Origin of the sequence: Muriicola sp. SD30 (assembly GCF_041205185.1) — a bacterium.
Taxonomy (GTDB): Bacteria; Bacteroidota; Bacteroidia; order Flavobacteriales; family Flavobacteriaceae; genus Muriicola.
Genome location: NZ_JBGEWB010000003.1, coordinates 103,738 through 126,462, shown reverse-complemented (window position 1 = coordinate 126,462; position 22,725 = coordinate 103,738). Strand labels below are relative to the sequence as shown.

27 protein-coding genes are annotated in these 22,725 nt (G+C 41.6%); 15 read left to right on the top strand and 12 right to left on the bottom strand.

The window, feature by feature from the left end; translation table 11 throughout:
- Positions 1 to 90 precede the first annotated feature (90 nt).
- The 4 genes from AB8P51_RS09510 to AB8P51_RS09495 form a co-directional block, all read right to left on the bottom strand.
- The gene (locus AB8P51_RS09510) at positions 91 to 1,824 is read right to left on the bottom strand and encodes a PspC domain-containing protein (RefSeq protein WP_369748596.1); all 1,734 of its coding nucleotides are present in this window, start codon (positions 1,822 to 1,824) and stop codon (positions 91 to 93) included.
- Entirely contained in the window at positions 1,821 to 2,162 is a 342-nt protein-coding gene (locus AB8P51_RS09505; protein WP_369748595.1) for a PadR family transcriptional regulator, read from the bottom strand. Before AB8P51_RS09505 ends, AB8P51_RS09510 begins: the two co-directional genes overlap by 4 nt.
- A 130-nt stretch (positions 2,163 to 2,292) precedes the next feature.
- A complete protein-coding gene (locus AB8P51_RS09500) occupies positions 2,293 to 2,823 on the bottom strand; it encodes a nuclear transport factor 2 family protein (RefSeq protein WP_369748594.1) in 531 nt (176 codons plus the stop codon).
- Positions 2,823 to 3,302, bottom strand: coding sequence for a DUF4870 domain-containing protein (locus AB8P51_RS09495; RefSeq protein ID WP_369748593.1), 480 nt, complete (start codon positions 3,300 to 3,302; stop codon positions 2,823 to 2,825). The genes AB8P51_RS09500 and AB8P51_RS09495 overlap by 1 nt, the downstream gene beginning before the upstream one ends.
- A 133-nt stretch (positions 3,303 to 3,435) precedes the next feature.
- Between AB8P51_RS09495 and AB8P51_RS09490 the strand changes: the two genes are divergently transcribed.
- Genes AB8P51_RS09490 through AB8P51_RS09470 form a run of 5 tightly spaced genes read left to right on the top strand, consistent with a single transcriptional unit; the run spans position 3,436 to position 6,575 of the window.
- A complete protein-coding gene (locus AB8P51_RS09490; RefSeq protein ID WP_369748592.1) occupies positions 3,436 to 3,891 on the top strand; it encodes a DUF4442 domain-containing protein in 456 nt (151 codons plus the stop codon).
- Between the two features lie 10 nt (positions 3,892 to 3,901).
- Positions 3,902 to 4,417 carry a hypothetical protein gene (locus AB8P51_RS09485; RefSeq protein ID WP_369748591.1) on the top strand — a complete coding sequence of 172 codons (516 nt, stop codon included), beginning with the start codon at positions 3,902 to 3,904 and terminating at the stop codon, positions 4,415 to 4,417.
- Between the two features lie 47 nt (positions 4,418 to 4,464).
- Positions 4,465 to 5,265 carry a TIGR00266 family protein gene (locus tag AB8P51_RS09480; protein ID WP_369748590.1) on the top strand — a complete coding sequence of 267 codons (801 nt, stop codon included), beginning with the start codon at positions 4,465 to 4,467 and terminating at the stop codon, positions 5,263 to 5,265.
- A gap of 42 nt (positions 5,266 to 5,307) precedes the next feature.
- Positions 5,308 to 5,961 carry a DUF2461 domain-containing protein gene (locus AB8P51_RS09475; protein ID WP_369749149.1) on the top strand — a complete coding sequence of 218 codons (654 nt, stop codon included), beginning with the start codon at positions 5,308 to 5,310 and terminating at the stop codon, positions 5,959 to 5,961.
- Positions 5,962 to 5,993: 32 nt separating this feature from the next.
- A complete protein-coding gene (locus tag AB8P51_RS09470) occupies positions 5,994 to 6,575 on the top strand; it encodes an NUDIX domain-containing protein (RefSeq protein ID WP_369748589.1) in 582 nt (193 codons plus the stop codon).
- 6 nt (positions 6,576 to 6,581) lie between these two features.
- Here the strand turns inward: AB8P51_RS09470 and AB8P51_RS09465 are convergent, their stop codons facing one another.
- Positions 6,582 to 7,820 carry a D-alanyl-D-alanine carboxypeptidase gene (locus AB8P51_RS09465; RefSeq protein ID WP_369748588.1) on the bottom strand — a complete coding sequence of 413 codons (1,239 nt, stop codon included), beginning with the start codon at positions 7,818 to 7,820 and terminating at the stop codon, positions 6,582 to 6,584.
- A 180-nt stretch (positions 7,821 to 8,000) separates the two neighbouring features.
- On the opposite strand from AB8P51_RS09465, the gene AB8P51_RS09460 reads away from it, so the two are divergent.
- Positions 8,001 to 8,198 carry a hypothetical protein gene (locus tag AB8P51_RS09460; RefSeq protein ID WP_369748587.1) on the top strand — a complete coding sequence of 66 codons (198 nt, stop codon included), beginning with the start codon at positions 8,001 to 8,003 and terminating at the stop codon, positions 8,196 to 8,198.
- A 53-nt stretch (positions 8,199 to 8,251) separates the two neighbouring features.
- On the opposite strand, the gene AB8P51_RS09455 is transcribed toward AB8P51_RS09460, so the two are convergent.
- Positions 8,252 to 9,190 carry a LysR substrate-binding domain-containing protein gene (locus AB8P51_RS09455; protein ID WP_369748586.1) on the bottom strand — a complete coding sequence of 313 codons (939 nt, stop codon included), beginning with the start codon at positions 9,188 to 9,190 and terminating at the stop codon, positions 8,252 to 8,254.
- 97 nt (positions 9,191 to 9,287) lie between these two features.
- Here AB8P51_RS09455 and AB8P51_RS09450 point away from each other — a divergent pair, with 97 nt between their 5' ends.
- Positions 9,288 to 9,767 (top strand): Dps family protein, encoded by a 480-nt coding sequence (locus AB8P51_RS09450; protein WP_369748585.1) that lies wholly within the window; start codon positions 9,288 to 9,290, stop codon positions 9,765 to 9,767.
- Between the two features lie 32 nt (positions 9,768 to 9,799).
- Here AB8P51_RS09450 and AB8P51_RS09445 read toward each other — a convergent pair whose 3' ends face one another.
- Positions 9,800 to 10,219: a DUF2141 domain-containing protein gene (locus tag AB8P51_RS09445; protein WP_369748584.1), complete on the bottom strand. Its 420-nt coding sequence runs from the start codon at positions 10,217 to 10,219 to the stop codon at positions 9,800 to 9,802.
- A gap of 101 nt (positions 10,220 to 10,320) precedes the next feature.
- Positions 10,321 to 11,610, bottom strand: coding sequence for an MFS transporter (locus AB8P51_RS09440; RefSeq protein WP_369749148.1), 1,290 nt, complete (start codon positions 11,608 to 11,610; stop codon positions 10,321 to 10,323).
- A 441-nt stretch (positions 11,611 to 12,051) separates the two neighbouring features.
- On the opposite strand from AB8P51_RS09440, the gene AB8P51_RS09435 reads away from it, so the two are divergent.
- Positions 12,052 to 13,746, top strand: a complete 1,695-nt coding sequence (locus AB8P51_RS09435) for a PorP/SprF family type IX secretion system membrane protein (RefSeq protein WP_369748583.1) — start codon at positions 12,052 to 12,054, stop codon at positions 13,744 to 13,746.
- A 61-nt stretch (positions 13,747 to 13,807) separates the two neighbouring features.
- Here the strand turns inward: AB8P51_RS09435 and AB8P51_RS09430 are convergent, their stop codons facing one another.
- The 3 genes from AB8P51_RS09430 to AB8P51_RS09420 all read right to left on the bottom strand — a co-directional run bounded on the left by AB8P51_RS09430 (position 13,808) and on the right by AB8P51_RS09420 (position 15,641).
- A complete protein-coding gene (locus AB8P51_RS09430; RefSeq protein WP_369748582.1) occupies positions 13,808 to 14,191 on the bottom strand; it encodes a hypothetical protein in 384 nt (127 codons plus the stop codon).
- A 122-nt stretch (positions 14,192 to 14,313) separates the two neighbouring features.
- A complete protein-coding gene (locus AB8P51_RS09425) occupies positions 14,314 to 15,084 on the bottom strand; it encodes a hypothetical protein (protein ID WP_369748581.1) in 771 nt (256 codons plus the stop codon).
- A 44-nt stretch (positions 15,085 to 15,128) separates the two neighbouring features.
- Positions 15,129 to 15,641: an ester cyclase gene (locus tag AB8P51_RS09420; protein ID WP_369748580.1), complete on the bottom strand. Its 513-nt coding sequence runs from the start codon at positions 15,639 to 15,641 to the stop codon at positions 15,129 to 15,131.
- Positions 15,642 to 15,786: 145 nt separating this feature from the next.
- Here AB8P51_RS09420 and AB8P51_RS09415 point away from each other — a divergent pair, with 145 nt between their 5' ends.
- Positions 15,787 to 17,805, top strand: a complete 2,019-nt coding sequence (locus AB8P51_RS09415; protein ID WP_369748579.1) for a histidine kinase dimerization/phosphoacceptor domain -containing protein — start codon at positions 15,787 to 15,789, stop codon at positions 17,803 to 17,805.
- A 2-nt stretch (positions 17,806 to 17,807) separates the two neighbouring features.
- Entirely contained in the window at positions 17,808 to 18,542 is a 735-nt protein-coding gene (locus AB8P51_RS09410; RefSeq protein WP_369748578.1) for a LytR/AlgR family response regulator transcription factor, read from the top strand.
- Between the two features lie 14 nt (positions 18,543 to 18,556).
- Here AB8P51_RS09410 and AB8P51_RS09405 read toward each other — a convergent pair whose 3' ends face one another.
- Positions 18,557 to 19,189 (bottom strand): FMN-binding negative transcriptional regulator, encoded by a 633-nt coding sequence (locus tag AB8P51_RS09405; RefSeq protein ID WP_369748577.1) that lies wholly within the window; start codon positions 19,187 to 19,189, stop codon positions 18,557 to 18,559.
- 253 nt (positions 19,190 to 19,442) lie between these two features.
- Here AB8P51_RS09405 and AB8P51_RS09400 point away from each other — a divergent pair, with 253 nt between their 5' ends.
- From AB8P51_RS09400 to AB8P51_RS09380, 5 genes are all read left to right on the top strand, one after another.
- A complete protein-coding gene (locus tag AB8P51_RS09400; RefSeq protein ID WP_369748576.1) occupies positions 19,443 to 20,765 on the top strand; it encodes a 2TM domain-containing protein in 1,323 nt (440 codons plus the stop codon).
- A 137-nt stretch (positions 20,766 to 20,902) separates the two neighbouring features.
- Complete coding sequence (locus AB8P51_RS09395; RefSeq protein ID WP_369748575.1) at positions 20,903 to 21,205, top strand: 2TM domain-containing protein; 303 nt, start codon at positions 20,903 to 20,905, stop codon at positions 21,203 to 21,205.
- On the top strand, positions 21,196 to 21,543 hold the full coding sequence (locus AB8P51_RS09390) for a 2TM domain-containing protein (RefSeq protein ID WP_369748574.1): 348 nt from the start codon (positions 21,196 to 21,198) through the stop codon (positions 21,541 to 21,543). The genes AB8P51_RS09395 and AB8P51_RS09390 overlap by 10 nt, the downstream gene beginning before the upstream one ends.
- A 2-nt stretch (positions 21,544 to 21,545) precedes the next feature.
- Positions 21,546 to 21,878 (top strand): 2TM domain-containing protein, encoded by a 333-nt coding sequence (locus tag AB8P51_RS09385; RefSeq protein ID WP_369748573.1) that lies wholly within the window; start codon positions 21,546 to 21,548, stop codon positions 21,876 to 21,878.
- Positions 21,879 to 21,941: 63 nt separating this feature from the next.
- Entirely contained in the window at positions 21,942 to 22,700 is a 759-nt protein-coding gene (locus AB8P51_RS09380) for a LytR/AlgR family response regulator transcription factor (protein WP_369748572.1), read from the top strand.
- Positions 22,701 to 22,725: the final 25 nt, after the last annotated feature.

Genomic DNA, 22,725 nt, shown 5'->3' with positions numbered 1-22,725 from the left:
GTAATTAAGATCAAATCAAAAGTATCTTACTAGTTGTTAAGCGTATAGTTTCATTTACTGAGTTGTTGAATCATCAGGATGAAATGTCAATTAAAAATTGTCATCATCGGCTTTTATCTCAACACCGCGGTCATCTATTTTTAATTTAAACGATTCACCTCCATCTTTTACATTAATATCTATTCCATCTTCATCGATGATAATCCTGCCTTCATCATCACTCCATTCGAGTCTTCCATTCATGTTTTCAGGGCAGTCCTGGCATTCTAACTCCCCGTTCGACTTCATCAGCCAGAGGTAGTCTACCAAATCCCCCCGGTAAATGTCTTTATCGTATCGGGTTAACCTTCCTATGTACCTGCGCATACCGGGTTCAAACCGTACCAGGGTTCCTTCAGGAACAGACAGGGTAACCCTAACTTCCTGGTCGCGGACCTTATTTTCAAGAGCCGTGGTAAGGTAGTTGTTTAAGGACAAGGTATTGCCTTCCAGCGCATAGGAATATAGGATGTTTGATGCCCTCTCCCTGGCATCTGAAAGGGAGCTTCCATCGGCATTCCTGCGTATTTTAAGATAGGCCAGAGTGTCTGTGGATTTCGTGATGTCGAAGCGGATGTCGTCGGAAAACAACAGACGTTCTCCTTCTTCATTATAGGTGAGGGTCATATGGTTAAAGCCGATATTTTCCTGATTGTCGAACAATTCACTGCTCATAGGTCTTACCACCAGGGTATCCTGATCTGCAGGCAACAGCAGTTCTTCCTTAACCGTTGTGCTGCCAGAATAAGCGTGAGCAGCTGCTTCCTGAATTCCTAAAACTACAAGGCCTATGATGGAAATCAACCAGAGGCCCAGGAGGGAGAATTTAACAATATTCCCTATGGATTTCAGATTGTTGATCAGGATTTTAAGGCCCAGGTACAGTACAAAAAAGAAGGGAATTCCAACGGCAAAGAATGATAGCAGTGAAACCAGCCAGACGGGTGTGCCCGAAGCGTTGAACATATCGTAAAAGTCGAGCCCCGGGATATGAATAATATCCAATGTCCCCACAGTGAATAATCCGATAAACAGCCCTATAAGGGTTGATGCTCCTATGATGATCAAAATGACACCAATAAATTTGGCAATCACTTTGAACAGGAACAGTATCACATTACCCAGGGCGTCGAAAAAAGTCCGTCCACTGCTTTTAACTTTGTTTCCGACTTTCTCATAATCTACCCCTTTTACTTTTTCCGCGACATCTTCGTAGCCTTCTTTAATTTTTTTTTCGATGTTGGAAATATTCACAGGTTCACCCCGCATATCCAGTTTTTGGGAGGTGGTGACCGCTTCGGGAACCAGGATCCATAGTAGGCCATAGGCGATAAGGCCAAAACCAGAAGTAAGGGTAAGAAGGATAAAGATCAGGCGGATCCAAAGACTGTCTATTCCCAAATAGTGCTCGAGGCCTGAACAGACTCCTCCGATGTATTTATTATCAATATCCCGGTAGAGTTTTTTTGGTTTCGGAGCCTTGCGTTCTTCGGTCTTGGGGGCATCTTCAAAGATGTCTTCATCTACCCTGTAGTCTTCGGGTTGTCCCATAACCTGTATAACGGCATCTACTTCCTTCATGGTGATCACTTGTCGATCGTTCTCCATCCTTTCCTGGAAGAGTTCGGCTATACGTGCTTCGATATCTGCGATAATTTCGTCACTACCCGTTGTGCCGGAAAATGACCTTTTTATGGCCTCCAGATACCGTTTCAGCTTGTTAAAAGCTTCCTCATCAATGTGGAAAAGGACGTTGGCGAGATTTATATTGACTGTTTTATTCATTTTTTTACTTTTTTAGCGTTGGTGACCAAATTCACGGCATTTCTGAGTTCGTCCCAGGTGGTATCTAGTTCTTTGAGGAACATTTTTCCTGTCTCTGTAAGCCCATAGTACTTCCTGGGCGGTCCGGAGGTAGATTCTTCCCATCGGTAATTCAATAATCCGGCATTTTTCAGCCTGGTAAGTAATGGGTAGATAGTACCTTCTACGACCAGCATTTTAGCGTTTTTTAGGGTGTCGAGGATCTCAGAAGTATACTTGTCTTCCTCCTGAAGAATCGACAGGATGCAGTATTCCAGCACTCCCTTACGCATTTGCGCTTTTGTGTTTTCTATGTTCATAATTTTTTTCTTCTGTTACATGCTGTCCGGTGATGAGTCGGATCTTCATCCAGCATAGGGTTAACTGTTCGTTTTTTGTGGTTTCATGGGATTTTGATTGATGAATAAACTCATTTGCTGATGTGTGTATTTAATTTTCAATTTTATAGCTCGAGGCTGGCTGATGATCATAGCTCAGTTCGCGTTTTATTTTCCACTGATCGGCTTCCAGTACCCAGAGATGAGTAAAGCGGGCGATATCTCCCTTTTGATATTCTTTGTTTTCATTTAAAAACTCAAATCGATGCATCCCGTGCTGAATTGCGCCGTAAAGTATCCCGTCTTTTTGCAAGGGATAAACGCTAAGGCTGTTTTCTACAAGAATTCGTTTTGAAGGTTGAATCCAGTCTTCTGTTCTTTGGGAACAGTTCTTGAACATGGGAGCCAAAAATGTCTCTCGGCCCAGGGTGGTTCCCCCTTTGTCATGATAGAACTCAAAATCTTCTGTAAAGAGCGAAGCCATGGTCTCGGGATCACAATTGTTAAAGGCAGCATGGAACAGCACACTGTCTTTTTCCCTGAGGAGTTGGTATAAATCAGCGTCCTCGGCGAGCTGTGCCTGAGCTGGAGATATTCCATTAAGCATCAGAATGGCAAATACTATGTACAGTGCTCTTTTCATTATTTGATAAAATTAATCGTGATAGGGTATTTAAATTCCTGTCCCTCATTGGTCCTTAGGGTCGCAAGAATAGTATACACTATATTGATCAGGAATATGGCTACAGGCACGAGTCCGGCCATACCCAGGGGCCAGATTCTTCCGAAAGGAAAATCGTCCCAGTCTACAAAGAGATTGATACCATTAAAGGGATCGTGATTCCCCCATTGTATAATCCCATGATCAAACATATCCGGGATAAGGCCAAAAAAGAAGGGAATGGATATTGCTCCTAAGACAACAGAATACAAAAGCAGGCTAATCTGAAAATTCAGGGCTTGTTTTCCATTGTAGTCAACAAATGCCGAATCCTTTTTGTTAGCCAGCCATAAAACAAGGGGAAGCAGGATATTTCCAAAAGGAATAAAGAACCTGCTAAAGGTAGAAGCATGGATGGCAGCAGACAAATTTCTCTCGTGTTTGGACAATGTTTCTGTCATGGCATATTAGTTTCTTATGCAAATATATATCTAAAAGAAGGTATTATGCAAAACATAGTACTAAATATTAACATAATATTAACAATTTTGGATTCAGGGAATTGTGGTATTTTTGAGACTTAAATCCTATTATATGGCCACCTCTGTCAGTAAGTTCAACACCTTCCTTTTCTTTAAGCTACCTGCGGCCTGGTGGACGGGAGTACGTCTACGGGAACTCCACAGAGAAAGGGCCGTAGTTACAGTTACCCATAAATGGATCAACCAGAATCCTTTTAAATCCATGTTCTGGGCAGTGCAGGGGATGGCCGCAGAATTGACTACCGGAGCTCTGGTAATGTCTCAAATCACGGAAAGTGGAAAAAAAGTATCCATGCTGGTAGCAAACAACAAGGCTACCTTTACTAAAAAGGCTACCGGAAAAATCACCTTTAGTTGTGAGGATGGCTACAAAATTAGTAATGCGCTGCAAAAAGCTGTGGAAACAGGGGAGGGAGTCACCTGCTGGATGACCTCTACAGGGGTAAACGAACAGGGTATTGTGGTCTCTGTATTCGATTTCGAATGGACACTGAAAGTAAAGAGTTAATTCGAGCTGCATGGCAAAAACTGTTTACCAAAGTCCAATACAGAATGTTCTCTTTAAAGAGGAACAACGATTTACACAGTGGTATATCTGGCTTTTGCTATTTGTTATCCTATTAATTCCGGGATACGGGATTGTACAACAAATTATGCTGGAAGTACCATTTGGTAATAACCCTATGTCTGACATTGGACTTATAATTTTCCTGATAGGAATGCTTCTGGTGTGCTTATTCTTCTGGAAATTAAAAATGCGTACTATCATAACCAGAGATCATCTTCATATCAAATTCATCCCTCTTGCCAATAAAAGGATCCGCTGGAAAGATGTGGCGTCGGCTGAGATTGTAAAATACAGTCCGATGATTGGCTATGGTTTGAGATTTTCATCCCTCTATGGTACCGTTTACAATGTGAAAGGCAGAAAAGGCCTGGCCCTGAAATTGAAAAATGGCAAGAAGCTCATGATCGGTACTCAGCGTTTTCGCGAAATTGAAGATGTGGCTCTGGGTCTATTGCGAAGAATGTAACATCAGACAAACAAAGCATACATATAGATAAAAGTAAAACCAACAAAATGAATGCACACGAAATAGACTATCACATCTTTGGAGAAGAGATGCAGTACGTAGAAATTGAGCTTGATCCCCAGGAAGCCGTAGTGGCAGAAGCAGGAAGTTTTATGATGATGGATACTGACCTACAGATGGATACCATCTTTGGCGACGGATCTAATCAGAACAAAGGAGTATTGGGCAGTCTGCTATCCGCTGGGAAACGAATTCTTACGGGAGAAGGCCTGTTTATGACCTCCTTCCTCAATGTCGCTAGAAATAAACGGAGGGTAAGCTTTGCTTCACCTTATCCTGGAAAAATACTTCCAATCGACCTCACTGAAAAGCAGGGAAAATTTATCTGTCAGAAAGATGCATTTTTATGTGCTGCCAAGGGCGTTTCAGTAGGGATTGAATTCTCAAAGAAACTGGGACGTGGCCTCTTCGGCGGGGAAGGATTTATCATGCAGAAGTTAGAAGGAGATGGGATGGCCTTTGTCCACGCTGGTGGAACCCTGGCTAAAAAGGAATTAGGTCCGGGCGAAATCATTAAAGTAGATACCGGCTGTATCGTCGGATTTACCAAGGACGTAGACTACGATGTTGAGTTTGTTGGTGGAATTAAAAACACTCTCTTTGGCGGTGAGGGACTATTTTTTGCCACGCTCCGCGGACCCGGCACGGTATACGTGCAGTCTTTGCCCTTCAGCAGGCTGGCTAAAAGGGTCTGGGCTTCTGCACCAAAGGGTGGAGGAAAAGACAAAGGAGAAGGTAGTATTTTAGGTGGTTTAGGGGATATTCTGGATGGGGATAACCGATTCTGATACGAATACGAATTCTGTCAACTGTAAAGTTTGAATAAGACGATCAACTTTAAAATACTGCTCGAATTTCTACGTGAGTTAGATCAGAATAACTCCAAAGAATGGATGGACAGGCATCGAAGAACCTACCACCAGCTGAGGGATTCTTTTATTCAATGGCTGGACGGACTCGACACCCGTTTGTCGCAAATAGACCCGGAATACTATCCAACGCCCGGAAAAGCCGGGATCAACAGGATCAATAACAACCTGATGTTCCACCCGAACAAACCTGTGTACAAGGATCACTTCGGTGCCGGATTAGACAAGGCTCCGAAATCGGCCGATTTCTATATTCAGATAGGCATAAGGGAATCCCTGCTTGCAGGGGGGTTATGGAGGCCTGATCCAAAAAGACTCAGAAGTGTAAGAGAAGCAATCGACTACGATGGAGAGGCATTTTTAAAGATCTTAAACAAACCATCCTTTAAAAAGGTTTTCGGGGATCTGTATGAAGATCAAAAACTAACAACTTCTCCAAAAGGGTTTTCAAATGACCATCCGCATATCGACCTGATCAGGAATAAGACCTTCGCGGTAGTGCATCCGCTGACAGAAGAAATTATCCTCAGGCCTGATTTTGACGAATATATCATAGCCGTGTACAGGGAAATGTTGCCCTTCAGACGTTTCCTCAACAAGGCAATTACAGTGTAAACCGATCAAGTAACAAAAAGAATCCGGAGATCTTGAAATACGGGAAAATTAAAAATATCATCAAGGAAGTTCTGTCAGACCAATGGTATACCTTATACCGATTCTCCTACGAATATCAGAAGGAGGACGGAAATTGGGAGACGCAAAGGCGTGAAGCTTACGACAGGGGCAATGGGGCTGCTATTTTGTTGTACCATCCTGAGACTAAAAAGGTGATTCTTACCCGCCAATTCAGAATGCCTACATATGTCAACAATAATCCCAACGGGATGATGATTGAAGTGTGTGCAGGAATGCTTGATGATCAGGATCCTTTCCACTGCATTAAAAAGGAGGTTGAAGAGGAAACGGGATATCGAATCCGGGAAGTACAAAAGGTTTTTGAAGCCTATATGTCGCCCGGAGCAGTAACAGAGATTCTACACTTTTTTATCGCACCCTATAACCATTCCATGAAAGTAAATGAAGGCGGCGGTGCTGATCATGAGACCGAAAATATTGAGGTGATGGAAATCGACTTTGAACGGGCTTTGGAAATGATAGAATCCGGGGAGATTAAAGATGCCAAGACGATCATGCTTTTGCAGTACGCAAAGCTTCAGCAATTGTTTTGATCTCCTTCAATAGGAATCCCTGATTACTTCAAGTAATTTTTCAATTTTTGGTTTCACCTTGGAGCTGCTTTCCATAAAATGGTTATTCATAAAACTAAACAGGAGGAATTTCCCTGATTTCGTCATCAGATATCCACTGAGGCAATAGGTGTTTCCAAGAGTTCCGCTTTTGGCGTAGAGATAAGGCTTATCCGGACTGCCGTACCAGTCCTTGAGGGTTCCCTCCTTACCTCCTGCAGGGAAGAGGAACAAAATGCGTTCTTTCCCGAATTCCTTGTAAAGTTTTTCAAGCACAAACACCATGGAAGCCGGAGTAAATAAATTATATCTTGAGAGGCCCGAGCCATCAACCCATCTGGGAAGATTTTTAAGATCTGCCAGATAGGTATCTAAGACAAATTCCCTTACAAGGCTGGAAGAAATAGTGTCGGTAAGAGCGGCAGATGATGCCAGAAGTAATTGCTCAGCGACAAAATTATCACTGTCTTCCATGAGTAATTTGTACAGGCTGTCAGATGGGGTATCTCCGTACAGAAGATTAAAATCCCCTTCAGGAAATACCTCTCTTGTGATGATCGATTTTCCTATGGCCCTTTCAAGCAAATCTACAGTGAGCTTATTCCCGCTTTTAAATGGGATTTTCAGGCTGTCTCTGCCTGTTGTGGCTATGTAGAAAAGGTTCTTATGTTCGAGTCTTTTTCCTGAAAGTTGAGCTTCGCTGATGCTATCCCGGAAATATTCCGGAATAACCGTTAGGTTCTTATTCCGATAAATAGTCAGCACATTTCCGTAGAGGGGAAAGGAGGATCTTTCAGGGGCAAAGGCACTTTCATAATCTTCCCATGCCCAGCCGGGGCCAAACCTTCCCTCTGAAAAAGCTGCAGGAATATAAATCAGATTCTCAAAGTTCTGTAGAAAGTTAACAATACTGCTGTCCTTTAGCTCGGGATGTAAACTTCCCGGGTGCCCTGTTCCCTGAAAATAAACGGTGTCACTACTTATTTTATATCGCAGGGACGGAAGGGAGTCACCGAGAATTTTAAGGGTTGTATAAAGCGTAAATATCTTGGTATTGCTGGCCGGAGTGAAGTATTTATGTTCATTTACAGAGAAGAGCGTGTCTCTGGTCTCAGGTGCATAGATGAACAGGCCGGTGAAATGATCCTCAAAACCACTCAGCGCTAGCTTCTCAGACAGGTCTTTCTCAATTTTTCTATTTTTTAGAGAGGAGCATGCTGTTAACATGCAGGTTATCAGAAAGATAAGAAATGTATTAAGTGTGGATCTGTGGACTTTCATTTATCGGACTATTGTGCCATTCATCGATTAATAGGTGAAATTATCTAATATTTAACCAATCGCACACAATAACGAACACCTTTTTTTGTTAATTTCGTTTAAACAGTCTAACTAAAATACACATGTATGGCTAGAGCTATGTTGGAGTATTACAAAACAGTACTTCAAAAAGTTAGTTTCGATGCAAAGTTATTCAGCAAAGAACTACAAAAAGCAATTTCAAAGCTGTTACCCTATGAAATTGAAGAACTAAAACACTGGTTACTAGGGTTTATAACCGACAAACCAGAGCTAAGAGAAAGTTTAATTTATATAAAAGCATAAAAAAGCTGCCCCCCGGGGCAGCTTTATTTTTTTATGTTCTTCACGCGCTGCTTTCAGTTTTTTGAAAGCGGACTAACAATTTTTACGTCCTGAAATTTTATTGCCCCCCTTATTACAGAAGCAATAACCTCCCTTAATGCGTTGGTGATATGAAGTTTCAATTCTTTTTTGTGGTAGATCAGACTTATCTCACGGGCAGGAGAGGGTTCCTGAAAATACTTTAAATTTGATTTCTTTCGATCATCCAGGGCAACAGCATTGAGATAGGGAAGGAGCGTCATTCCCAATCCTTCGTTAGCCAGATTCACCAGGGTCTCAAAACTCCCGCTCTGCAAATGGAAGTGATCTTCGAAATTTTTGGATGCCTTACACAAATTAACCACACCTTCCCGAAAACAATGCCCGTCTTCCAAAAGCAGGATATCCCGTATATCAAGTAATTCGGGATTAAGCTTTTCTTCCTTGCTCAGTCTGTGGCTTTTGGGTACATATCCTACAAAAGGTTCATAATATAAAGGGCGTTCTGTTATAAACTCTATATCCAGAGGAGTTGCGGCAATTCCCGCATCGAGGTGGCCGTCCTGAAGGTTGCGTATAAGGCTTTCCGTATTCTGTTCCCGTATCACCAGATTCACCTTGGGATACTTATTGATAAACGTCTTCAGAAACATAGGTAAAAGGGTGGGCATAACTGTTGGGATTATTCCCAGAGTAAATTCTCCCCCGATAAACCCCTTTTCCTGGTCGACTATATCCTTAATCCGTTTCGCTTCATTCACAATATTCTTCGCTTGTGCCACAATTTTCCTTCCTGCCTCTGTGATGGAGATAGGCTTTTTACTGCGGTCGAAAATCCGGACATCCAGTTCGTCTTCTAACTTTTGAACCTGCATACTCAGGGTAGGTTGAGTGACAAAACTCTTCTCCGCGGCCAGGGTAAAATTCTGATATTCGGCCACGGCTAAAACATACTGTAATTGTGTAATCGTCATAGTATAGTGTTACGCAATAAATTTATAAAAACTATCGATAAAACCTATGATGTTTACTGTTATTTATATGATAAATTTATGCTAAAATCAGATAAGAATGGAATTAAACAGTATTGGACTGGATGCAAAACAGTCACGCGAATTAGGAAAAGAACTCAATGTTTTACTGGCGAATTTTCAACGCTACTATATGAACCTCAGAGGGATCCACTGGAATATCAAAGGAAAGCGATTCTTTGATCTCCATGTGAAGTTCGAGGAGCTATACGATGATGCTAACCTGAAAGTAGATATGGTAGCGGAGAGAATCTTAACCCTGGGAGAAGTGCCCCTGCATACCTTTGAGGATTACATTGAGATTGCCAAGGTGCCACAGGGAAAAAATGTTACCGTTGATGAAAAGGCTATCCGACTTATTGTTGATTCCCTGAAGGAGCTACTCAAAATAGAAAGGCGCATCCTCGATGCTTCTGATGAAGCAAATGATGAGGGAACAAATTCGATGATGAGTGATTTTATTACAGAACAGGAAAAGACTGTCTGGATGATGAAAGCCTGGCTGGCGGAAGAGATATAAAAAAAGCCCACTTCGGTGGGCTTTTTTTTAAGTTAAAATCTGATATTCAGTTCCAGATCTTCCTCTGTAACCTCAAACTTGGCTGCATCAAAGGTTGGAGGGCCCATGTGCATATCATTGCCCGACATTCCGTAGCTTTCTTGGGGCATGCCGTTGTTGTCGAAGTCCATTTGGTTGTTGCCATTCAGATCGTGCATCACCATAACGGCATAGGTTCCGGGTTTCACTCCTTTGAAATTCAAGAGAAGAGTCCCTTTTTTGCCTTCAGCTACATCAAAATCAATTCCTTCACTTTGCATAAAGGTTTCAGCGGTGTGCAAGGCGGCATATACCTGTCCTCCGTCTGTTAATACATTTTCAATGGTGATGACGATATCAGCACCCTGGGTTTCCTGTGCAAAGCTGAATTGAGAGAGAAGAGCAAAAGCAAATACTAACGATAAATTTTTCATAATTCCGGGTTTATTGATTAACATGCATCAAAGGTGTACATACTCCCTGGCCCGGCTAAAAAAGACCTACTGAATTGTAAAAACTCCTGTCCGAATTGTAATTATTGGTCACTTTTTTCGGTAGTAACGGCTACATCCCTGTCCTCAACGATCAGGCAAAGCAAGCCTGCGAGTATCATGGAAACCCCACCTATGATAAGGGCATAGATAGAAACATTTCCAAAGAAAGTCTTTAACATAAAGCCCAGTATACCTGCCGCAACGATCTGGGGGATAACAATAAAGAAGTTAAACACCCCCATATAATATCCCATTTTATTGGCAGGCAGGATACTCGATAACATGGCATAGGGCATAGACAGTATACTGGCCCAAGCAATACCAACCCCTATCATGGCCACCAACAACATATTGGGATCTGTGATAAAATAAATAGATAACAAACTGATTCCTCCACAGACAAGAGCAAGCAAATGGGTTATGCGCCTGCTTAGCTTTTTGGCGATGACTGGAAGCAGAAAGGCTACAAGTGCTGCAATCCCATTATAAATCGCAAAGCAAATCCCTACCCAGTCGGCGCCTTCATTGTAAAGTACCGAACTCGTATCTGATGTGCCATAGATGTGGCTGGTAACTGCCGAGGTGGTGTAAATCCACATGGCAAATAGGGAGAACCAGGAGAAAAATTGTACAAAAGCCAGTTGTACCATGGTCTTCGGCATTTTAAAAATCCCAAGAAAAGATTCCATCAAACCACCAAAAATTCCCTTACTGGCGTTCTCTGCCTTCAGTTGTTCCAGATCATCAGGAGGATATTCATCTGTTTTCAATACCGTCCACATGACTGCGCAGAAATAAGCAATACCTCCCAGATAGAAAGACCACTTTACTGAATCGGGTATTCCACCATCTGCAGCAATATTACTGATGCCGAACCAATTGGTAAAGATCCAGGGCAGGGCTGAAGCGATAATGGCCCCCAGACCTATAAAAAAGCTTTGCATGGCAAAGCCACTGGTGCGTTGTTCATTGGGGAGCATGTCGCCAACAAATGCTCGAAAAGGCTCCATACTTATATTGATAGAGGCATCCAATAGCCAAAGCATAATCACAGCCATCCAGAGGGCTGTGGAGTTGGGCATGAGAAACAAGGCCAGGGTGGCCAGAATGGCCCCTATTGCAAAAAAAGGCCGTCGCCTTCCCCATTTTTTATGCCAGGTACGGTCGCTGTAGTATCCAATGATCGGTTGTACCAATAAACCTGTCACGGGCGCAGCGAGCCATAGGATGGGAAGTTCATCCTTAGAAGCACCCAGGGTTTCAAAAATTCGGCTGACATTGGCATTTTGCAGGGCAAATCCAAATTGTATACCCAGGAAGCCAAAGCTCATATTCCAAATCTGCCAAAATGATAGTCGCGGTTTTATCGAACTGATTGAGATATGTTCCATTTTTTAAAAAAATTGATGATGCTGATAAATGTAGGTCTTTTTAACGAAGTATGGTCGATGTCCCTGATACAGGGCGATTAGAAGAACCTATGAAAAAATAACAGGGGTGTTTTAAGAAAACAAATATCAAATTCTCGATGAATAACCTCTTTCTTTAACAATTATGCAGTCATTCGTCGAATTCTTAATCAAAGCACTGCATTTTGCCGAAAAAAGTTGCCTAGTTATCGACCATTCTTCAACTTGGTAATCCAAATCTTACGAAAATATTAACCTATGTACTAAAAATTACTCCTTCTTAATTTGAGTTTTTTATTCTTGGCGAAAGGTGTTCCCACCTTGTGAAAGGAGCTTTGATTTAGTGCAGATAATACTTGTGCCATGTTCTGCAATAATCTATCTATTTTCAAGGATTCTGTTAGTGTTGTCCATTTTAGGTTTTGGGCATTGATTATGTTGAGTCTTTCATTTTCGGGACACCTTTTTAGCCAGGAAGAAACACCTTATGTTTCCTATAACGTACCTTTTCAAAATCTTTTAAAATTTAATCGATTTCTGATCAACCCTACATTTTCTACCGTAAGGGAAGACAAGTCATATATAAACTTTTTTCACCGAAGCCAGTCGGCCTACTTCCAGGATAACTTTCAGAACTATTTTCTGAGTTACAGCGGTAGGATCAACGACCGTACAGGCTTGGGAATCAGTGTGTATAATCAGCAGGAAGGTTTGGTCTCAAATATCGGCCTGCTCACCAATTATGCCTATGGGGTGCGATTGTCGCCAAAGAGTAATCTCACTTTTGGATTCAATATTCCCTATTACCGCAGCAGTTTTGACGAGAGTAGGGCTGTGACTAATGAAGATGACCCTCTATTAGCCACCTTTAATGAAAATTCAATTATCGCCTTCCAACCGGGACTTAATGTTTCCTTTGGAAGTTTTGACGTTGGAGTATATGCAGAAAACCTCTTTGATTTTAACCTTAAATCGGGGGAGACACTAACCACTTTCAATGAAAAATCATTTTCTGCCCATTTGCAGTACACCAAAAATTTTGAATACGCCCAGGGTGTATTTACCGAGGGAAGGATTATGCCCTTAGCTCGATTGAGAAAGGTTGGAGAAGAAAACCTGGTCTTTGGGGGAGGAATCATCCTTGATTTGCCCAAACTAGGTTGGCTTCAGGCAGGTTACGATAGTTTTTACGGAGGATCCGCAGGGGTGGGCTTCAATATAAATAAGCGACTCTCCCTGGGGTATAACTTTGAAAAAGGCTTTGCCCAGGATATCGAAAATTTTGGGGTTACCCATGAGATCTCCGTGGCATATAATTTCATTCCTACCTTAACCGAAGACATGGTTCAAGTGGATGTGGATGATGAGAAGGCAACAGACTGGATCGACAGGAAGCGGAGGATTAAGAAGAACAAAAATCCCTTATATCTGGAAATCGATAAATTACGCAGGCTAAATCGGGCAAATTACGCTGTTATCAATGAATTGGTTTATAAGGTAGATTCTTTGGAGAGCCACATCAATTCAGAAATGGAGCGTCGTTATGAGCTCGCCATAAGAAACACCAGAAGAGAACTCGATGAGATGAAGAATGCAATGGGATATGAAAAACCTGCCCTGGTAGCACAGAATGAGGAAAAAGGTACTCCGGTACGCCTGAGTGAATCGATCAAACTTCAGATGGAGAGAAATTTAGATTCCCTGAAACGACTTAGTCAGATGACCATGGCTCCAAATCAAAGAGCTGACGAGACCATTTTGCTGGAGAATCTCGTAGGCGTTCCTGAAGGTCATTACGTTATTGCGAATGTCTTTGAGACTGAAGAGTATCTTAAATTATTCCTGGCCGCACTTGAGGAAAAAGGTATAGAAGCCGGATATTTCACTAATCCAATCAATGGCCTTAATTATGTCTACCTGGCCCATTATGAAGACCAGGAGGAAGATCTGGAAGAGATCAAAACGGATTTCCGTTCTAAATACGGGAATGAACTATGGATTATGAGTGTGCAAAAAGCTTCGAACACCAGGATGGCTACTCTGAATTTCGATGACTAATAATTAAAAGGGCCTCTAATGTTGAGTGATAAAGCCCGGGAGTGATTACCCGGGCTTAACTTTATCCGGGTATTATTTCCTTGTCCCTTTTGTTGACGATCTCAATGATCCAGTAGATGAGTTGTCCAATTCCATTGGCGAAAATGAACAGGAGTATCCACACCAGTAGCATATTATTTTCCCGTAGATTCGGATTATTAGCTGCATGCACAATGTAGAAAACCAGACTTCCGAAGGAGATTAAAACCGCCAGGAAGATGAAAATCAAAAAGATACTCAGGTTCCCCAAAATCAAATGTGCGGAGTAGTTGCCTGAACTGTGATTGAAATCATCCATATTGCTAAAGATGAAAAAGAGGAAGATAAAATATGCTATCATTCCAAGGAAGAGCATGGCAATTGGGCCTATTGCAAAAAATGCCTGCCAAAATTTACTTCGTAACATAGTTAGTTGAAATTAAAGGTTGTCTCGTAAGTTAGTAGTTTTTCACAAGCTTCACAACGAAGAAAGACCCGAAGTTATTCGGGTCTTTCAGCAAGGTTGGATAGTTGAGAGTTTGCGCTGCTTTAATTCATAGCGCTATATGCCATATCGGGTCTCATTCTCCCCGTGTATTCTTCATAGCTTAGGAGATCGGCAAAGAGATCCCACATTACTTTGTTACCATCTTCCCCAATTAACTGGTCGTTTGCCATTGCTTTCTGTGCATAATCTACTTCGTCTTTTGCTGCTACGGCCACCATATAGAACTCACCCCTGGTTCCGAATCCACTGCGATAAACACGATAGTGCATTTTAGATCCCTTACTGGCAAACATATTTTTAACCGCTATCATTTTCTCCTTCACCTTGGCGCGATTGGCCGGGGTGACATAGAGATAGTGGAATTTTCGGTAGTCTTCCCCTTCGGGTGTTTGATTAATTCCACCCGGTTGATAAGAAAGATTCATATCTAATGTAACAATGTAATCGTGTTCTACATCGTAGCACTTGTCCATTCTGTTGAACAAGGCGCCCATGGCTTCCTTCCCCATTTTTTCTGAAAGGGTTGCAAAAACAGGCTTATCGAGATCAGCCATATTTTCAACCGGACTCACATACAGATAGCGATGGTCAGATGTGTTGGTCACAATAAATGCAACTTCCTCAACACTGTGTTTTTTCATATTGCTGACCAATTCTTTACAGGTTGCTTCGTATTCGGCAATCATTCCCGGTTTCACCACGTCTTCATGGACCCAGAAAGACTGTGTCGTTTTCGATTCCTGCGCCAAGAGGAAGAAGGGTAAAAAACTCAGTAAGACGATAATTAATAAATCTTTCAACTTTGTTTTCATGATTGTTTAGATTAGGTTTAGCTATAGATTGCTTTTGATTACTCTTATTTTAAATTAGGCGGATTTAAAGTGAAGCCCAATTGTTGTAACAAGTACAGTTCGTTGTAATAAGTGTTTTCCTGGATCATTTTTCCTTCCGAATCAAAGGTGATTAGCGTCACTCCGTTTACTATGGCTTTTTTTCCTGTAGCGATAAATTCTGCAAATTCCCCGGTATTGGTGCCGCTGAAAGACCATTGTAGTATTACATTATCATCTTTTTCAATGAATTTATTGACAGTGATTCGGAGGTTGGGAAACGCCCTTATATAATTCTGGATATAAGCCTCGAGCTCCATGCGTCCATTAGCCACTTCCAGTCCATTCAGATTCCTGACAAACCCTTTGCCTATTATCCTGTCGAATGAGGAAAAATCTCCCGTATTCCAGCACGAATCGACATAGGTGATAGCCACCTTTTCTACATTTGAAGTGCTTTCGGGCCCTTTTTTTTCTACAGTTTGACAACCTATCAGTACTATCGCTAGCAGGATTGTATATGGGGTAGCACGTTTCATTCTCTTTGATTAGCATTTCAGATCAGCTGCTTATCGCCAAATCAGGATTTAATAAAAGCAATTATATGTAACAATCGGAGGTCCTGCGGACGAAGACCCACAACGAGTGTCCGAACAACTGCCTTTTTTTATCCTCCGGATGCTAATGGAATATTTTGTATCTTTCATAGCCTCATTTCCCCTCAGTGAGCCAGAATTAGAAATGAGAACACTTTGGATCAGAGTTGTTTGTACCGGCCTCTTCACAATTATAAGCGGACAGCAGGCCATGTCCCAAATTATTGACTTCAGCAAAGAAAATTCCTACAAACAGGTCTTCCGACAGACCGATAATTTTGGTTTGTCCTACCTCGATACACTTGAGTTTGGGTATAAAAGTGCACCTACCGATTCGCTCAGGTTTACTATTTTAAATGATCTCGCTTACTACTGGCATACACGCGATCTCGTAAAAGCCTACGAGTTTACCCAAATAGGATTAAAGGAGGCGCTGGTCAGTGGGCGGAATGAATGGGTGGGACGATTTCAGATCACCCAGGGGGCAATCCTCTTACGGGATGAAAAATTAGACAGTGCCAGAATTGTCCTCGGACAGGCTATCGGTGTTGTAGACCAGAAAGAACTTCCCTTTCTCTATACACAGCTCGGCTATGTTTATGAGCGTGAAGGCAACCTTACCACTGCAGCTGAATACGCCATGCGATCACTGCGTCTCGGGGAACAATTCAAAGATCTTCACGCACAGGCACTGGCGTACAGCGACCTGAGTAACTTGTTCTGGAAACAGGAAAAATACGATAAGGGGCTGGAACACGGCCTGCAGGCCCTCCGTCTTTTTGAAGCTTATGGAATGAACGATCTCGATTACGATTTTACACTCTATGTGGTTGGGAACCAGTACCTGGCATTGAATGATCTCGACAATGCCTTAAAATATTATAATCATGCTATCTCCATAGGGGAGCGCTATGGATTTTATAATAACCTTAGTGATATTTATATTTCCCTGGCCGAACTCTACGGTGGTTCGTTTCGCTATGCTGAGGCAGAAACCGCGGCACTTAACGCTATTCAGTACAGTGAACGCCTTAACAATAATTTTATGCTGATGCGCTCCTGGCTTTCCCTGGGAAAATTGCAAAATCTTCAGGGGAAATTCCTATCAGCAATTTCCAGTCTTGAAACCAGTATTAAAATTGCGACTGAGGATTTCAGTGATGCTTTTTTTCTCAGTGAAGCTTACCAAAATCTGGGAAAGGCCTATGCAGGCAGCCGTAATTACAAAGATGCCTACCACGCCTTCGAAGTATATGATCAGTTGCAGAAAGCGGTTTTTACCGAAGAAGCGGCCGAACGCATGTCTCAGATTCAAACTGAATTGGAGGTTGCAGAAAAAGAAAGTACGATACAGCTTCAGGGAATCCAGCTAAAGAAGCAACGCGTTATTCAGACTTTGGGTATGATCGTGATCCTTCTGCTCTTCCTCTATCTTCTTTTAATTTTTAAATCAGTGAGAAGAAACAAGAGGAGTAATGAAATGCTACAGCTCCAGAATGAGGAAAAAGAATTCCTGCTGAAAGAAATACATCACAGGGTGAAAAATAATTTAGAGATCGTATCGAGTCTGCTCACCCTTCAGTCTGAACAAATCAGTGATGAAAAAGTCAGAAATGCAATGGTGAAGAGTCAGCAGCGTGTCCACAGTATGAGTATGATCCATCAGAAACTGTATCAGGGAAACAGCCTTTCTAATATTGAGATGAAGGACTACTTTAAAAATTTAGGGAATCATGTGATTAACTCATATGGAATGGAAGACAGGGTGGAACTCGAATGTTCGATGAAACCACTTTCCGTAGATATCGATCATGCTATTCCCATAGGTCTCATCGTCAATGAGCTCCTTTCGAATGCTTTAAAATATGCATTTCCAGAAAACAGGAAAGGTATTATTCGTGTCTCCCTGGAGCAACACGAATCTGTTTTGCACCTTGAAGTTTCCGATAACGGGGTAGGGAAGGTGATGTCGGAAGAACCTGATGGAACCGGCTTCGGTACCCAGCTTATCGAATTATTAACAACACAGCTCGATGGAGAAATGAAGTTAGTGGTAGACAAAGGAACAATGGTTTCATTTGATTTTCAACGTATAAAAGCCGCATAAGTATGGACAGTAAAACCCGTGTTCTCATTGTGGAGGACGATATGATCATCGCTGCTAATATCTCGCTGCAACTGACTAAAGCAGGGTATGAGATAACCGGGATTGAATCGAGGGGGGAGGAAGCAGTGATCCATTCTCGATTAAACACCCCTGAAATCATTCTGATGGACATCAACTTAAAAGGCGCGCTAAACGGAATAGATACGGTGAAGAAGATTCAGGAATTTTCCGATATACCTGTTATCTATATCACAGCCAACAATGATGAACCGACCTTTGAGGAAGCAAGACAGACTCATCCTTTTGCCTTTATCGCTAAACCTATTACCAAAAGTAATATGCTCAGATCCCTGGCACTGGCTACCGAACAGGTGAAAACCAAAAGTAAATCGGCTCCCGCAGAAGAAGATTATATGGCCCTTCTCAATGATCGGATTTTTATCAGGCATCACGGACAGATGGTGAAATTACTGCTCCAGGATATACTTTATGTTGAGGCCGACCGAAATTACTGTCATGTTATGACGCCCAAAAAGGAATACGTGCTCACCACTACCTTAAAAGACATGCAAAACAAATTACCCGGAGACATATTTGTAAGGGTACACCGTTCATTTCTGGTAAATATCTCCAAATTAGATGTAGTTGCGGAAAGTCATGTTGAGATCAACAGAAAGGCTATTCCACTGAGCAAGTCGCACCGTGAAGGACTCTTGAAGCACCTGCAGACAATTTAGGAGATGCTCATCGGCTATTCTGATTCTTCCGAGCGGCTGTCCTCCTTTTTTTTCATAATATCAGCTATATGCCTTCTTCCTGGTTCATCTTTAGCTTTCAACTCCTTGATAATCCTTTCATGATCTTCCTCCCGTCCCTGAGAAAGTTTAAATGCTGCCTGTATCTCATCTATCTGAATTCGAAATCCCACAACCCCTCGCACCTGTTTAAGCGTAGCCGGGGACATCTGCTCAAGGGAAATCGGATTTTTTTCCTCCTTTTCATAATGATCTACCAGACCGTGAAGCCATTGCAATACTTCTTCAGTGCTCATGACTTTCACCCTGCCATAAATATGTACGGCGATATAGTTCCAGGTGGGCACTTCTTCCTCTTTGTACCAGGAAGATGAGATGTAGGAATGCGGTCCGTGAAAAATGCAGAGGACCCTGGGGTTGTTCTCAAATGCTTTCCATTGGGGGTTGGCTTTGGCTATATGGCCGATTAGGATGTCCTTTCCGTTTTCATCTTTTCCTAATTCAAGTGGAGTGTGAGTGGCCCATGGTTTTCCTTCCGACTGATTTATAAGGATTGCAAAGGAGTGGGCCTTAATGAAGTCCCTTACCTCGGAAATGTTTTCGTTTTTATACTGTGATGGAATATACATAAGGAGATAACTGAGGTTAAAAATAGATAAATTAAATCAGGTATTGGGGCACTTTGCTTACAACTGAGAAGACCTATTTCACAATTCGGTCATACTTTTTTTTAAAGCAAAAGGTATCGTCTGATATTTGCAGAGAATAATTTTTTCTGTAGAAACACATCGACAAACACATGCAGGTCTGTTTACAAAATATACTTTTTGCTACCTTTAAACAAAGGAGTTTGAGTTCACGGAGCGTTAAGAAACACAAAAAATGAAAGAATTTAATACCGTATTAAAAGTGTCGCTGATACTTACAATAGTTATTGTGCTATTGAATCTCCTTGTGAATTTTGGCGAACCTGTACTGATGATGGATTTGTTTGAAATGACAGGGATATCTTTTATTTACTGTTTTGTCCTCACGGCTGTCGGATCTTCCTTTCACAATTATGCAAGCAGAAAATACAGCTGGGAAACACAAGCTGTAAAAAGGTTGTGGTTTGGTGCAATAGGCTCGGTTATTTTAACTGTAATAGCTTTTGGTTTAGTAAGATGGTTTATAAAAGTGATCATTTACAACAATACTTTTGAGGACTTTATTGAAAATGAAAGTGTGATCAACTATATCATTGCCCTGGTCATCACCCTTGTCATTTCCCTGTTTATTCATGCCTTTTATTTCTGGAAAGCGCTTCAGGATACCAAGATCAAAGAACAAAAGATAATTGCCGGGACGGCTTCGGCCAAATTCGATGCCCTGAAAAACCAGCTGGATCCACACTTTCTCTTTAACAGTCTCAATGTACTGACCAGTCTGATAGAGGAGGATCCCAGGCAAGCCCAGCGATTTACTACGGCCCTATCTAAGGTATATAGATATGTGTTGGAGCAAAAGAATAAAGACCTGGTGCCTGTAAACGAGGAACTCGATTTTGCCAGGACCTACGTGAAGTTACTGACCATGCGTTTCGAGGATGGAATAGCTTTCGAAATACCGGAAACCTCCAGTATTCCCGATGCTAAGATCGTACCTCTTTCTTTACAGCTCTTACTGGAAAATGCAGTAAAACACAATGTTGTGACTTCTTCAAAGCCTTTGAGAATTAAGGTTTTTGAGGATAATGGAAAATTGGTAGTGCAGAACAACCTTCAGGAAAAACCTGTTGTAAAGAGAAGCAGTGGGGTAGGGCTGCGAAATATACAGCAGCGGTACTCTATATTGTCAAATAGAGAAGTAAATATTATTAAAACGGCATCAGATTTTATGGTTGAATTACCGATGCTGACTAAACAAATTGGAAGTATGGAAACACAAAAAGCTTATATAGAAGACAAGCGTTATGAAAAAGCAAAAGAGAGGGTGCAGGCAATCAAAGGATTTTTTGGTAACCTGCTGGCCTATTGTATAGTGATCCCCTTTCTGGCCTGGCTAAATTACCGGACGACAGATTTCCCCTGGGTATTATTCCCGGCTTTGGGTTGGGGGATAGGTCTAATCACCCACGGAATGGAAGCCTATGGGTACAATCCGCTTTGGGGAAGGCGCTGGGAAGAGCGTAAGATCAAGGAGTTTATGGAGCAGGACGACTTTTAAATTGCTTTTGAGTTGAGTAATTCCCTTTCCTCGGGATACGATTCATCATCAAAAAATTACAATTGGGTTGTATGGTTTTTTAAATCAGTGAATAAAAAAGGAAATTTGAAGTAATCAATAATATTTAAACACTAATCATGGAAGATTTAAGTAAAGAGAATAAGTATCTCCGGGCAAAAGAACGCGTAGACCGACTAAAGAAATTTTATACAAACCTCACTTCGTATGTGCTGGTAATATCAGCCCTGGCGCTGATCAATTATGCTACCAATGAATGGCGATACATGTGGTTTTTGTGGGCAGCCTTTGGATGGGGTATCGGCATTCTGTTTCACGCCATTGGCACTTTCGACCTCAATCCTTTCTTTGGAAAGGGATGGGAGGAAAGGAAAATAAAGGAATTGATGCGTGATGATGATGAGATAAAAAGATGGGAATAAGAAATAAACAGGAAAAAATGGAAAAGGAATTTGAAAGTGAAAAATTAAAAAAAGCCAAGAAGAGAGTAGAAGAACTCAAGGGTTTTTATATCCACCTAAGTATATACATCGTAATAAATGCTTTTATTCTGGTGAATATCCTGGTAAGAGCATTGGATGACGGAGATACTTTCTGGCAGTTTGGCACCTTCTTCACGCCTTTTTTCTGGGGAATTGGCCTGGCCTTCCACGCTGCCAAGGTATTTGATTATAATCCGATACTAGGGAAGAACTGGGAGGAGAGACAGATCAGGAAATATATCGATAAAGACAAACGCGACGCCGCAAAATATAAATAGTCATGGACGAAAGATCAATTGAGGCTTATAAGAGGGCCCAAAAAAGGGTAAAAAAGATAAAAGGATTCTACAGGCATCTTACGATTTATCTGGTAGTAAACGCTATTATCGTAATTGAAGGGCTTTGGGGAATTAACTTTCTTGAGATGAATACTGCCAATATTGATCCCTCATTTGTACAATGGCTCATCTGGAACGTTTTAAGTGTCCCGATTCTATGGGGAATAGGATTGTTTGTTCATGGTATCCGGGTATTCTCACCACAAATTCCAATCTTAAAGCAATGGGAAGCAAATCAAATCAGGAGGTATATGGAACAGGAGGAGAACCAATAGAGTAATACGCTGTTGTAGTTCAAAATCTAATTAATCCCATTAAAGGTAATGATCGTTGAAAATATGAATGTAATAATAATTGAAGATGAAAAACCGGCTGCAAGAAGATTGTCGAGGATGTTGTCTGAGCTCGGACTTGAGGCCAAAAAAACCTTACATTCTGTTGAAGAGTCCTTGCAGTGGTTTCAGAATAATCCGCATCCAGATCTGATTTTCCTTGATATTCAGCTGTCTGATGGCCTTTCTTTCGAGATTTTTGAACTACTTGAGATAAAAAGTTCGATCATCTTTACGACGGCATTTGACGAATACGCCCTGCAGGCCTTTAAACTTAATAGTGTGGATTACCTCCTCAAGCCTATTGATGAGGAAGAATTGGAAAAAGCAGTTGCTCAATATAAATCGCAAAACGCAGTCTCCAGTTCCAGGATGGCGGTCGACTTTGAAGATATAAAAAAGTTGTTGGTGAACCCGATCGACCGGGAATACAAAAAAAGATTTACCGTCAGGGTAGGGCAGCACCTCAAGATTATCCATGCAGATGATGTGGAATGTTTTTACAGTGAGAACAAAGGCACCTATGCGGCAACTACCGAAGGAAGAGCATACCTGCTCGACAGTACCCTCGAGCAGTTAGAGTCTGAACTTACACCTAAAATTTTCTTCAGGGTGAGCAGGAAATATGTGATCAATATCAACCATATCCGCGACATAATTTCCTATACAAATTCGAGGTTGCAAATCAAGTTAAACAAGACTTCAGATCAGGAAATCATCGTCAGCAGGGAGCGTGTAAGAGATTTTAAGTTATGGTTGGAATAAGATTAATCAAATACCTGAAATACAG